Annotated in this window: 10 protein-coding genes; 5 read left to right on the plus strand and 5 right to left on the minus strand. The window is 35.6% G+C overall.

Going from position 1 to position 13,342, the window contains the following annotated elements:
* Positions 1-143 precede the first annotated feature (143 nt).
* From J5J03_RS16860 to J5J03_RS16880, 5 genes are all read left to right on the plus strand, one after another.
* Positions 144-458: a PTS sugar transporter subunit IIB gene (locus tag J5J03_RS16860; RefSeq protein ID WP_208591081.1), complete on the plus strand. Its 315-nt coding sequence runs from the start codon at positions 144-146 to the stop codon at positions 456-458.
* Between the two features lie 21 nt (positions 459-479).
* Positions 480-1,718, plus strand: coding sequence for a PTS sugar transporter subunit IIC (locus J5J03_RS16865; RefSeq protein ID WP_208591082.1), 1,239 nt, complete (start codon positions 480-482; stop codon positions 1,716-1,718).
* 25 nt (positions 1,719-1,743) lie between these two features.
* Entirely contained in the window at positions 1,744-2,091 is a 348-nt protein-coding gene (locus tag J5J03_RS16870; protein ID WP_331460517.1) for a PTS lactose/cellobiose transporter subunit IIA, read from the plus strand.
* Between the two features lie 26 nt (positions 2,092-2,117).
* Positions 2,118-3,545 carry a glycoside hydrolase family 1 protein gene (locus J5J03_RS16875; RefSeq protein ID WP_208591083.1) on the plus strand — a complete coding sequence of 476 codons (1,428 nt, stop codon included), beginning with the start codon at positions 2,118-2,120 and terminating at the stop codon, positions 3,543-3,545.
* 583 nt (positions 3,546-4,128) lie between these two features.
* Positions 4,129-5,325: a class I SAM-dependent rRNA methyltransferase gene (locus J5J03_RS16880; RefSeq protein ID WP_208591084.1), complete on the plus strand. Its 1,197-nt coding sequence runs from the start codon at positions 4,129-4,131 to the stop codon at positions 5,323-5,325.
* Positions 5,326-5,579: 254 nt separating this feature from the next.
* Here J5J03_RS16880 and J5J03_RS16885 read toward each other — a convergent pair whose 3' ends face one another.
* The 5 genes from J5J03_RS16885 to J5J03_RS16905 form a co-directional block, all read right to left on the minus strand.
* Positions 5,580-7,115 (minus strand): glycoside hydrolase family 32 protein, encoded by a 1,536-nt coding sequence (locus J5J03_RS16885; protein ID WP_407927847.1) that lies wholly within the window; start codon positions 7,113-7,115, stop codon positions 5,580-5,582.
* Positions 7,116-7,220: 105 nt separating this feature from the next.
* A complete protein-coding gene (locus J5J03_RS16890) occupies positions 7,221-8,693 on the minus strand; it encodes a glycoside hydrolase family 68 protein (RefSeq protein WP_208591086.1) in 1,473 nt (490 codons plus the stop codon).
* A gap of 143 nt (positions 8,694-8,836) precedes the next feature.
* Complete coding sequence (locus J5J03_RS16895) at positions 8,837-10,093, minus strand: ABC transporter substrate-binding protein (protein WP_208591088.1); 1,257 nt, start codon at positions 10,091-10,093, stop codon at positions 8,837-8,839.
* Entirely contained in the window at positions 10,090-11,238 is a 1,149-nt protein-coding gene (locus tag J5J03_RS16900) for a response regulator transcription factor (RefSeq protein WP_208591091.1), read from the minus strand. Before J5J03_RS16900 ends, J5J03_RS16895 begins: the two co-directional genes overlap by 4 nt.
* Positions 11,235-12,992, minus strand: coding sequence for a sensor histidine kinase (locus tag J5J03_RS16905; protein WP_208591092.1), 1,758 nt, complete (start codon positions 12,990-12,992; stop codon positions 11,235-11,237). The genes J5J03_RS16900 and J5J03_RS16905 overlap by 4 nt, the downstream gene beginning before the upstream one ends.
* Positions 12,993-13,342: the final 350 nt, after the last annotated feature.

Below are 13,342 nucleotides of genomic sequence, written 5' to 3' on the forward strand. Positions count from 1 at the left end.
TTAATCTATCAATTTCATTATAATACCTTTAAGATTGATGACGAAAATAAATATGTTGCCGATAGGTAGGCAACATATTTATTAGATAGTATTCCAATCATTTGCCATAATATAAGCACACGAAAAACAAGGAGGGAAAAACAATGAAAAAAACAGTTTTATTAATATGCAGTGGCGGGGCCTCTAGTGGGTTTCTAGCTCAGAATATTCGAAAAGCGGCCAAGAAAAAAGGATTAGAACTAGAAGTGATGGCTCGTGGTGAATCCGAATTAAATGATTATAAGGAGAGTATTGATATGGTATTGATTGCTCCCCATTTGAGTTATATTCAAGATGATATCGCGGCCGAACTTGCAAATACAAATATTCCATTCCAATTAATCGATCAAATGACATATGGCACATTAAATGGAAAGAAAGGGCTTGACATTATTGTAAAAGAATTAGGCTTAGAATAATCTCATGAAGGCGGGATAAGGATGAATAAATTAATTGAATACATGAATCGGTCTTTTGCACCTAAAATGAATAAGATTACTCGAAATGCATGGGTATCGGCTATACAAGAGTCTATTATGGGTGTATTGCCTTTAATCCTTGTAGGATCTTTAATCACCTTGATTATGATTTTAAACAATGTTATACCAAATATGTCTAATTTACAGCCTATCAGTGATTTTTCGTTTGGGCTGATGAGTTTATTTATCGCCTTTTTAGTACCATATTTTATAATGGAGAAGCTAAAAAAGAATGATCGAAAATTAATTGCTGGATTGACGGGGGCGGCAATGTTCTTGTTATTGCTTTCTCCAACCTTTAATGAGGAAGGTCAAATTGTATTTTCCTTTGAAAGGTTTGGCGCAAATGGGATGTTTGTTTCCATTATCGTTGGCTTATTGGTTGGTTTTGTATTTTATTTGTTTAGTAAAATGTCCTTTTTTAAAGAATCTAGTTCTTTACCTGATTTTATTATCGTTTGGTTTGATACGATTGTACCAATTACACTTTTATTATTTGCAGGATGGCTAGTTACCATTGTTGGGACCTTTGATCTTTATGCTTCGATTATTAGTTTATTTGAACCATTAAATAGTATTGGTCAAAGTTTTGCTGGTTTCGTCATTATTACGTTTATTTGTGTGTTTTTATATTCTTTTGGTATTAGCCCATGGGCCCTTTACCCAGTTGTATTTCCGATTTGGATCGCAGGAATTGAACAGAATGCAAGCCAATTAGCGCAAGGTCTGGCCCCTTCCAATATCCATACGTTTGAAACATTAATGGCTTGGATTTGGCTTGGTGGTATGGGAACTACATTGCCATTAGTGATTATTATGTTAGTTATTGCTAAGTCGAATCACTTGAAGGCGATTAGTCGAGTGACTATTGTACCTTCGATCTTTAATATTAATGAGCCCGTAGTATTTGGGGCGCCGGTTGCCTTTAATCCAATCTTGATGATTCCGATGTGGTTGAATGGTATTATTATTCCGGGCATCACATATTTAGTACTTTCGTTTGGAGTCATTACACTGCCAACAGAGGTTATGCAATTATGGTATTTACCAATTGGTATTTCCACCTATTTAGTTAATACAGACTTTAGCGGTTTATTACTTTTGGCTCTTAACCTTATTGTATCGCTAATCATATGGTATCCATTCGTCAAGGTATATGATAAACAAAAAGTAGTAGAAGAAACAGAAGAACAAGTTTAATTAATCAACTTTAGGGGTGATTCATGTGAGTCAAAATAATACAGAGGCACTGCAAGAAGTTGCGATGCAAATCATATTAGGGGCAGGGAATGCACGTGCCGATATTCAATCTGCTTTGAGGCATGTGGAAACATTTGAGTTTGTACAAGCAGAAGAAGCATTAACACAGGCAAAAAAACATATGTCGAAAGCTCACTCTGCGCAGACGGAAACGATCCAAAAAGAGGCAAGAGGGGAAAATATGGTGTTCTCGACATTATTTACTCATGCTCAAGATCATTTGATGACGGTTATGAGTGAATGGAATATTGCGAGAAATTTACTAAGGATCTCCCAGTCATTCGACCAAAGAATAAAAAAACTAGAAGAGTAACTATAAGTGGATAGGAAGTGATAGAGATGTCTAGGCATGCAAATAATCTATTTCCAGCATCCTTTCTTTGGGGGGCGGCAACTTCAGCTTATCAAATAGAGGGTGAATACTTGTCACATGGCAAAACCTTGTCTGTTGTCGAAAAGAATATGAATAATAACTATGCGGACCCTAGCGTCGCCTCTGGTCACTATCAATATTGGGAAAAAGACATTGAGTTAATGAAAGAGTTAGGGTTGAAGGCTTATCGGTTCTCCATTGCTTGGCCGAGAATTTTGCCTAATGGCCGTGGAAAAGTAAATCAAGATGGGATTGCATTTTATCGTAGTATCATTAACCAATTAAAGGCATATGAAATTGAACCTATTGTAACAATTTATCATTTTGATTTACCACAATGTCTGCAAGAGGAGTATGGTGGTTGGTCATCTAGGAAAGTGATTCAGGATTTTGAGGAATATTGTGAAGTGTTGTTTACACATTTTCCAGATGTGAACTATTGGCTCACCATTAACGAACAAAGCAACATGTTTCAATTGCCATATTTGATGGAGTTTGACCCCGATATGCCATTAGAGAAACAGAAATATGAAATGAATCATATTATGACATTAGCACATGCAAAGGCGGTGCATTTATGTCGCAAAGTGCTGCCCATGGCGAAAATTGGACCAGCTTTGGGGATCATACCGAACTATCCAGCTACATCAAAACCAGAAGATATTCTAGCTGCCAGACACGCAGATAACTTAAGAACCTATTTGTTTATGGACTTATACATGAAAGGGGAATACCGTCCTTTTGTCTGGAATTATTTAGTGGATAATGGGTTGGAGCCTACAATTGAAGCGGAAGATATGGCATGCATAAAGTCGGCCAAACCCGATTTTATAGGGGTGAATTATTATCAATCACGTGTTGTGAAGTATATCCCAGTGGAAACCAAGAAGAAAGAATTGAAGCTTAATTATGATGGTGAGGACGATGATACACAATACGATAATATCCCCGGTTTGTTTGAAGGGGCAGGCAACCCTTATACAGAGAAGACTAGATGGGATTGGGAGATTGATCCTGTAGGTTTTCGATATCTATTGAATGAACTATATGATCGCTATCATATTCCAATAATGATTACCGAAAATGGTATTGGCACATTGGACCAAGTGACGAATGATGGAAAGATTCATGATCAAGAGCGGGTGGACTTCTTGCGAGATCATCTCCAGCAACTTCAGCTGGCAATTAAAGATGGAGTGGAGATATGGGGATATATGGCATGGTCTTTTATGGATTTACTAAGTACGTCTAGTGGTTTTAGAAAGCGTTACGGCTTTGTCTATATTGATCGTGATGATCATAATGTAAGATCATTGGAACGAATCAAAAAGGATAGCTTTGACTGGTATCAAGAAGTGATTGCTTCCAATGGAAGACATTTATCAGAGAGTTAGCATACTGACAGAGTATGTGCAAGTGTCTATTTGGTTGACTTCGGGTAGTATTGATTTAGCTTTAAGAGAGCTGTCCTGTCACAAAATGCTTGAATTGTATTTTGTGACAGGCTTCTTTTTGTGTGTTAGTCGGTTCATTTACTATAGTTGACTTGGTTTATGGGGACTTTTGTTAGGAAGCTGTGTTTCGACGTACTTAAATGTAAAAATGAAGTATACGAAGGGTGCCATTACTTAATAAGTCATTAGAGTGCATTTTTTTAGCTCTTTGGTATGATGGAAGTTCAGGAACTCACTTAACGATCTAAGTCAACAAGCCCATGATTTATTCTTATTGCTATTTGAGTTAAATTCAAGTCCACAGATTGAAGTCTCACTTTATCATTTTTGTATTAGTCAATCTTTGAATACAGCCAATCCTATCACTGAATCACTTATTTCAGAATCCTCATCTTTATCTGTCCAGATTAATCATATTCATCGTTGTATTTATGTAGGAAATATTTTCGATATATCACTACTTTCGCATATTCTATTAAATAATGGCATAATTAAAATAAATCATAAAAGTAAGGATGACTATATGAGACAGTTAGTAGAAGTAAAGGTAAAATCGAAATCGGTAAAAAAAATAACGAGTGGCTATCCGTTACTCTCAAAAGAAACTATAGAAACTTCAGGAGTGACGATGGAAGAGGGAACGATCTTACGCCTAGTTGACACCAATGGGAGTTATATTGCAACCGCATATTACGGTTTGCAAAATAAAGGAATAGGTTGGATTTTAACTCGTAAAGAACAGGAAAAAATTGATAAGAAGTTTTTTGTTAAGAAAATTAGTGAAGCAGTTGCAAAAAGAGATAGTTTTTATGAGACAGAAGATACAACTGCTTTCCGTGTGTTTAATGGGGAAGGAGACGGTATTGGAGGATTAACTATTGACTTCTTTAACGATTTTTATATGGTAAGTTGGTATAGTGAAGGTATTTATTCTTTCCGTGAGGATATATATCAAGCCTTGAACGAAGTAGTAAATGTTCGTGGCTTATATGAGAAATTACGTTTTAATAATAATGGACAATACCTTGAACAGGATGATTACGTGTCAGGTGAAAAGGGAGATTTTCCTCTAATTGTTTTAGAAAACGGGATGAAATATGCAGTAGATTTAAATGATGGGGCAATGACAGGTATATTCTTAGATCAACGTAAGGTACGAAAAGCATTACGTGACCATTACTCAGAAGGAAAATCGGTTCTCAATACATTTTCTTATACAGGTGCGTTTTCTGTGGCTGCAGTTCTGGGTGGTTCAACAGGGACAACTAGTGTAGATTTAGCCAAACGTAGCCTTCCAAAAACAATTGAGCAATTTGCAGTAAACGGAATTGACTATGAAGCACAGGACATTAAGGTGATGAACGTCTTTGATTATTTTCGCTATGCGGTGCGTCACAACTTAAAATTTGATGTAGTTGTATTGGACCCACCAAGCTTTGCAAGGACAAAGAAAATGACATTTAGTACGGCAAAGGATTATCCGAAGCTACTTAAAGCTGCCCTACAGATTACTAGTGATGACGGAATAATTATTGCATCCACAAATAACGCAAGCTTCAACATGAAAAAGTTTAAAACATTTATTGATAAAGCATTTACCGAAGCAAACACACACTATCAAATTTTAGAAGAGCACCAATTACCAGAGGATTTTACTGTACCACACAATTTTCCGGAATTTAATTACTTGAAAGTCGTATTTATCAAAGTAATGAATTAAGGATGTGTTCCAATGCAATACAATATAACAAACCAACACCGTGAATTACGTGATGATTTAAAGAGAGTTAAAAACTCACATTGTTGCACGATTTGAGCTAACTGTGTGAAGAAGAGCACTTCACACAGAATAGATCTTCAGCTCGTGCTCGTCATGAGGAGTCTACGTATTATGCCTACGCTTAGTCCAGATTGTTCGAATTTTCGTTCTTCCTATTTAATTATGTCCCAGTCTCTTCTCTTTGTGTGTTCGTTTTAATCATGTATCGCATTCATCTTTTGAACCTCTAAATTTTCAAAAATAGCTTTCCCTCCTTCTGAAAACAGCGAAATTCTCTGATCTGCCTGTAGAGGAAAAAACAAATTGGAGTGTGTTATTTTTCCATCATCAATAAATACTTCCACGCTCGTTTTGTCCACTAATATTTTGAGATGGGCATTCTTTTGTTGTTGGTCCATAGGTGCTTTACTTTCTAGCATTTTATGATGGTGATCTGGTTGATTAGTGAACTCACGATTGACATAGGAGTAACCTTCCTTAGCGAAAAGGCCAACATCAAGATGACGATTCTCATCGCTTGATTCTCTAAGGCGAATGCCGATATTTTCAGCCTGATTCCAGCTAATATCTGCTTTCAATAGATATACATCTCCTACAGTTTCCAATGCTTTTGTACCATCTACTTCTATTTTAGGGTAACTATCGGTAGTTTCTATCTGTTGGCCGAGCTCTTGTATTGGTTGGGAAGCAAGATAATACCCACCTTGTTTATCTCGTTTCAACTCGATTTTGCGAACAATGGAATCTTGTCCGTTGAATTCTTCTGCTAAAGTTGGTGTGTTATTTGCGTATGACCAGTTATTCATCCATGCTAAAGCATAACGATGATTCAGCTTATTTCTACTTTTCCCATCTTCAAAAGTGACAGCTCCATACCAATCAAATCCATAATCGAGCCATTGAGGTTTCTTGTGATCTGGTATAAAGGTTTCGCCATTAAAGTTTCCTGTCCAATAAGCGTATGTGTTTGGTTTTTCTTGCGCAGCCCCGTTTGCGCTAACACCCATTATCCATTTTATACTGCCATCGTTTGACTGTAATGGAAATAGGTCTGGGCACTCTATGATTCCAATACGATCTGTTTGAAATCCACCCGTATACTCCCAATCTTTCAAGTTTTCAGATTTGTAGAAACCGATTTTCGACCCTTCAGCCATTAACAACACCCATTTATCTGAAGTCTCATCCCATATAATCTTTGGATCTCTAAAATCTGCTATTCCTGGATTGGGGAGGACTGGTTCATCCTGATAGTTTTTAAATGTTTGACCGTTATTCGTACTGTACCAGAGATATTGTTCCTGTTGCCCATTGGCAGATGGCTGTGTGACAATAGCAATGAAGGTGTCTTCTCCAAATCCAGCCGTGTTTTCATGATCAACGACAATAGATCCTGACCAAGGATCTCCATTTTCGTTCTTATATTTGGGGATGGCGATTCCTTGATCTTTCCAATGAATTAAATCTTTAGAAGTGGCATGGCGCCATTCTGTCCCGTTTCCATCGGGATAATCTTTGTTATAAAGATAGTAATAATGATATGTCTCATTGAAATAAACAGGTCGTTGCGGATCGTTTTTCCAATTATCAGGTACTGTGAAATGATAATCCGCTCGATAAGAATAGGTTTCATCTTCTGATGGAGTAGTAGGCGTTAGCAATTGAAAAAATAGAAGAGAAATAAGAAGGACAAAGAGTGAAAATAACGTTATTACCCATTTTCTTTTCAAGTGTTTCACCTCCATATTTAATGTTAAAGGACAACTTGGCTATACTTTACACTTTGCTATTGTGTAAAAAAGGAAAATGCCGAACAAGTCGGCATTTTCTTATCATTATTTATCATGTAGAATAATTTGGCCTTGCTCCAGAATGCTGTCTTTTACAACTGAAGATTTTTTGTTTTTTAATTTCAGCTTAAAGCTTGGTGCAAAGGTAGATTTGTGATCTTCAAAAAATCCTCTATTTGTCATATAACTTGTAACTACTGCCTCATCAGTACCTTCTTGTGGAATAACATAGTGTGCGTAAGTCCAAGTGATATCATATGGATCTAAGTCATGATGAAGCACAATTCCTGTTTTATTCAGTGGTTTAAATTCACCAGTTAGTGAATTGGCAACATAACCGAGCATATAAATATCTTCATCATCAATACCGTCAATAGTCATTTTTGATCCACGTGAGCTTGTGAATAAGTACCATTTTCCATCTTTTTTGAAAATGTTTGGTCTTTCAATTTCATCCGTAACGGTATTAGAAACTAGTAATGGTTCCATTACTTTTTTCAATTCATAATCATCTGTAATTTCCACAATGCCGATAGCACCATTTGCTAATTCAGCATATTCTTTTTTGGAACTGTTTAATAGCCAATCTTTTTCATTTTGAAAGAAATGATTGCTATTCCCATAATAAGCTTGATTATAAAGGGATTCTTCGCCAGAGTACCCATAATCTGTTCCAGTGTTAGCTTCAAAGACAAGGTATTTATGACCATTTTCTTCAATATAATGTGGGTCTCTTAAGGTATGATTCTCTTTCCAATTGATTTCCTCTCCACCAAATGCTTGCATAACATTTTGATAAACAGAACCATCTCCACCTTCAAAAATGGATTTATTATCTTCCACACCGTCAACTTGAAGTGTTCCATCTTCTATTTCAGATACATTTACTTGTGCAGTAGTTAACGTTTGTTTTCCGTAAAGACCTTGTTCTTCATTAAACTCGGTACGATTCGTATAGAATAAACGAACTTCTCCATCAGAAGTATATGTGGCAGAACCAGACCATTCTTCTGCAAGGTCTTTTAAATATTTATCGTTAGCTTCATACTTATCATTCTCATCGAACACTCGTCCAGCATTTTTCCAAGCATCGATAGAAGTTTCATCGGCTTTTTTGTAGAACATATAGATAAAAGTATCTTGTGCATTATCAGGATTACCTGCTAAACCAAATAAAATATGGTAACCATTATATTCTGCTACAGTTCCGTCCGGATTTTGTAGTGGCCATGTATCCCAGACATCTAATTTAATTTTCTCCCCATTTTCCAAAACCTTTGTAGCAGAAGGGATGTTTTGAATAGTAGATGCATCAAATGTAGGTACAGTAAATTTCTCCTCTCCATGCTGCTGAATCATATCCTTCATATTAGAGCGTGTGATCGTCGAAACACCGTAGTCCTCTTTATAATCGTTTGATGACTTTTTCTCTGCATGTACCAGACCACTTCCTCCCACTAAAATAGCAGTACTAAGTGTTAAAACTGTTGCCTTCTTAACAAGACCTTCCCATTTCATACTATTCCTCCTCTTAGATACTAAATTGATCTGCCCGGGCTGTACAAATATAGTATAAGAGAGATAGGAGTGGTTAGAAATGTCGAATATTGATATCATTTTCGTTGTATATTGATTAGGAAAATAGGAGTATGCTTATTTGTCTAATTCATTTTTCTCCATGTTTTCTGATAGGCTTGTAGTAATTGCGCCTTGCTCCATTTATGTTCGATATATTGTTGTGTATCGGCACCGAATTGTTCCTTCAACCCTGGAGGAAGGTTTGACCAATTAGAGGATAATCTTCTGTTTGCTTGATATAAATGAGTTATTTTAGAAGTAATAGAATCTGTTTCCTGCATATCCACATGACTAAAAGCAGGAATAAAATGAAGCTTTTCAGTCATAAACGATTGCCCCTGTTCAGAATTTACCATCCAATTTAAAAAACGTTTTGCCTCATCTTTCTTTTCTGCTGAGGTTTGTTTATTGACTACCCAGTATCCAGGGACATGAATGTTAAAAGTGTTTTTTGCGGCTTGGTCATTGATAGTAATAGGGAAGATACCAATTTTGATGTTTGGCGCTTTTTTATTTATCATAGGTTGAATCCAGTTCCCTTGTATCATCATTGCTGCTTTTGCTGAAGTAAATTGTTGAACCTCCATTGTATAATCAGTTGATAGAGGATTTTCTCCACCATACTCTATCGTTAAATCCAATAGTTCTATCAGTTGTTTAAACTGCCGATTGTTTTCAATGGAAGTGGTTCCGTTTTTTAAATTCCTTATAAACTGATCTGGGTCTTCCTGTTGAGAAATAGCAATGTTCATCAAATGGTCTCCTAATATCCATTTCTCGTAATAACCTGTCGCAAAGGGGGTGATACCAGCTTTTTCTAATTGTTTGGTAATAGTTTTTAATTCTGTAAAAGTAGAAGGAAGTTTTTTAATTCCTGCCTTCTGAAACAAATCTTTGTTATAAATAATACCAAAGCCTTCTAAATTCATTGGCATTCCATAAACATGTCCATCCAATTTCACTGGTGCCAATGTTTCTTGATAAGCATTTTCGATCCATGGTTGATCAGATAAATTCTCTAAATAAGGCTCCCATAACTTAGTATTTTGATAACCTGGATTTGTGAAAATATCTGGACCTTCTTCTGCGGCAAGTTGTGCTTTTAAGTCAGAAAAATCGTCCAATGCGCCGCCAACTGTAGTTACTTCTATGTTCACATGTGGGTATTCCTTTTCATATGCTTGCGTCATCTCTTCAAATGCGGAAGCAATTTCGATTTTTGGATTCCGGATAGTTAGCGTGATTTTTGGCTGGATTTCTTCAAGTTCATCACTAGTAGAGTCAGAGTGACAGCCTGAAACAAGCAAACTTATAAAGATAAACATTATCGTTTTTTTCATTTCATCACCTCTTTCTTCTCATTTCTATATTCGAAAGGGGTATAGCTGGTTATTTTTTTGAATAATTTAGAAAAGAATTTCTCATCTTGATAGCCAAGCATTAACGAAATAGTATAAATCGTTTCATCTGTTTCACTTAGCCAGTATTTCGCTTGATCAATTCTAAGCTTGGTTACGTATTTCGAAAGAGTCAAACCAGTCTCTTGTTTGAACTTTCTTGATATGTGTTCGCGACTCATGAAAAATAAATTGGATAATTGTTCAAGGCTTATGTCTTCCATATAATAATTATCTACATAAGATACAATATCTTGCATTCTGTTAACATGTTCTAAATGTGTAGCTTGGTAGACGGTTCTATATTGATTTTCATCCAGTTTCTTCTTTAGCTCCCTGAAGACTTCAGGAAGATTTGCTAAAGGTTGGGGGGCTTCACTAGCCACGATTCGAACCTTACTCTTGATATGTTCATTTAGCCACTTCTCAATGGTTATCCATTCATTTTTTAAGGTTACAACAAGAGAAAGATTATGATCTGTCAGAAGTGAATAAGCATTTCCTAATTTTTGTCCGGAAAGTTTATTTGCTAATGATTCTATTTCTGGTTCTGAGTAATGCATATGATAAAAAGATAGTAGTTTCATATCATAACGCTCAGCTTCTGGAAGGGAAGGTATAAGTCCCAACAAATCGAAAGTCACTCCAGCATAGGCATCTGTGACGATTTTGTTGTAAGTATATCTTTCTTCAGTGGAACTAGATTTTACATAATCCTTCTTCCATGCTTTTACTGCTTCAGCTAAAATTTCATTGAAAACATTCGCTTCAATTGGCTTCAACAAATAATCAAAACTATTATGCTTGATAGCTTGGCGCATGTAAGAATAATCATGGTATCCCGTTAAAAAAATCACTTTTCCTTGATAAGAGATGGTATCTAGCCATTCCATCAATTCTAGTCCATTTATTCCAGGCATTTTTATATCTGTAAAAATAATTTCCGGCGCTTCTTTTTCAACCCATTTTTTTGCTTCTTCTCCGCGATTTGCTTCCAATATTTTTGTTATACCTTGTGTATCCCATTCACCGAGCATTTTCATCACATCAAGCACATTCTGCTCATCGTCCACAATCAATACTTTCACCATTTATTCTCCTTTTCACGTAGTGGAATAAACATCTCTACAACAAATCCTAGTCCGTCTTTATTATCTATTGTTATGCCTGCTTTTTCTCCATAATTCAGTACCAATCTGTCATGAATATTCTTTAATCCGATATGTTCTTTTTCAGCCTCTCCTTTTGGACGAGAAGTATAAAGAGATTGTTTTAGCTCTCTTAATTCTTCTTCTTTCATGCTTGCTTTGTCATTTTCCACCATAAAATAGAGGACGGTTCCTCTTTTTTCACCACAGACGTTTAGCTGTGCATTGTTATACCCTTCCTCATAACAATGTTTGAAAAAATTCTCCACAAGCGGTTGAAGTATCATACTAGGAATCTGCATGTCTAACATATTTTGATCTATTTGCACATTATAGTGTATCTGGTCTTGAAATCTCTCGCTTTGTAAGGAGAGATAGCTTTCTATATAGCTTATTTCCTCTTTGACTTTTACCGATTTGTTAGCTTGCATAGAATATCGCATCATATTTGATAATGAGGTTATAAGCTGATATACATTAGTGGCACCAGATTTTAGCGAGATAGTACCAATGGATTGCAAAGCGTTAAACAAGAAATGAGGATTCACTTGTGATTTCAATGCTTGGAACTGTTTTTCTTTGTTCTCGATTTCGAGCTTATATTCACGATCAATGTGTTGATTAATTCGATTCATCATATCTTTCATATGCTTTTCCAAATATCCGATTTCGTCATGTCTTTGATCATCAAAAGACACCTCTGTGTAGCTGTCTTCAATAGTACTTATTTTGTTGGTCAGCTGTTTAATTGGATTGGTGATTTTGTAGGTAATAAATCCGATCATTACTAGCCCTAACAGTCCCACGATAATACCAGCAATAATACTAGTATAAGTAGTTTTTCGTAATTCCTGAAATAAGATTTCGCTAGATGTAACTTTTACTAATTTCCAATCATTTAGCGGGGAAGCTAAAATCTTCGAAAAAACTATGTCTTGACGATCCGCTTTACCTTGTATAGTCGTTTTTAAGTCCTCAGATACAGTATCGCTAATCTGATTCGTATCACTACTTAAGACTATTTGGTTATTTTTATTGATCAAATATATCGCTTCTTGTTGTTTGTTTATTAAGCTATCTACAATCTGACTCATTTCATTCAATGCTACATCTATCGAAATCACACCTAAAAAGTCTCCAGTGAACACGTCCGTTATTTTATGATGAATGGTCATCACTGGAGTACGATCTGACTGTGGAACAATTGCTGTATTATTATAATTTTCCAATGGGTGTGGAACTTCAATGATTTGTTTTTGATCTGATTGATATAGTTTTTTCATATATGGCTGCTGCAAAAAATCTGGTTTAGATTTGCTAGAACTTATGAAAGCATTATAAACTGTTATAGATTCTTTTCCTTTGTGCATATAGAAGCGAACCTGTTTTATTTCCTCTCTCATTAAGTAAAAGTTTTCAATGCTTTTTTCTAAATAATTGGAATTATCTGCTTCATTATTAAAAATCTGAAACAACTCAGCATCACGATAAAGTATATAAGGGAGATGGATGAGTTCATCAAAATATTGTTGTAATGCCTCAGAGCTCTCGGCGATCTGTTCCTCATTATTTGCAAGTTCATGCTTTTCTACATTGTTTTTCGTGTAACTATAAATCAGCAACACTGACAAAAAGTAGGGAAGAAGTATAAATATAATTAACATAAATAACAAACGACTTTGGATGCTTTTCACTTACCCTTCTCCCTTCTATTCAGGGTAGGCACTCTGCTAACAATAAGTTCTAATTAATGTGGTATCGATACCACATTGGCGTTAAGATGGTATAGATTGTAAGCCTACTTTCACATTATAAAATGTATTAATACCTTGGGCAATATGAGATAAGGCTCAATTTCATGTTATATATATCATTACACTTGTTAAATAATAATCCTTTACAACTAATTTATCTAGAGTTCTTGCTAGAAATTTATCACGATGTTAAACGTCTGTCAGCCCCTACTGTTTATAGTCTCACATTAGTAATTACATAATTTTTTAATGAGACAGGATTTCTGTTGAGATAGATGTCCAATTCTTGT

Origin of the sequence: Gracilibacillus suaedae (assembly GCF_017599345.1) — a bacterium.
GTDB classification, from domain to species: domain Bacteria; phylum Bacillota; class Bacilli; order Bacillales; family Amphibacillaceae; genus Gracilibacillus; species Gracilibacillus suaedae.

Excerpts from the sequence above, each read along its gene's own strand:
- J5J03_RS16865 (WP_208591082.1), top strand. The coding sequence starts at position 480 with ATGAATAAATTAATTGAATACATGAATCGGTCTTTTGCACCTAAAATG.
- J5J03_RS16880 (WP_208591084.1), top strand. The coding sequence starts at position 4,129 with ATGAGACAGTTAGTAGAAGTAAAGGTAAAATCGAAATCGGTAAAAAAA.
- J5J03_RS16860 (WP_208591081.1), top strand. The coding sequence starts at position 144 with ATGAAAAAAACAGTTTTATTAATATGCAGTGGCGGGGCCTCTAGTGGG.
- J5J03_RS16890 (WP_208591086.1), bottom strand. The coding sequence starts at position 8,693 with ATGAAATGGGAAGGTCTTGTTAAGAAGGCAACAGTTTTAACACTTAGT.
- J5J03_RS16895 (WP_208591088.1), bottom strand. The coding sequence starts at position 10,093 with ATGAAAAAAACGATAATGTTTATCTTTATAAGTTTGCTTGTTTCAGGC.
- J5J03_RS16875 (WP_208591083.1), top strand. The coding sequence starts at position 2,118 with ATGTCTAGGCATGCAAATAATCTATTTCCAGCATCCTTTCTTTGGGGG.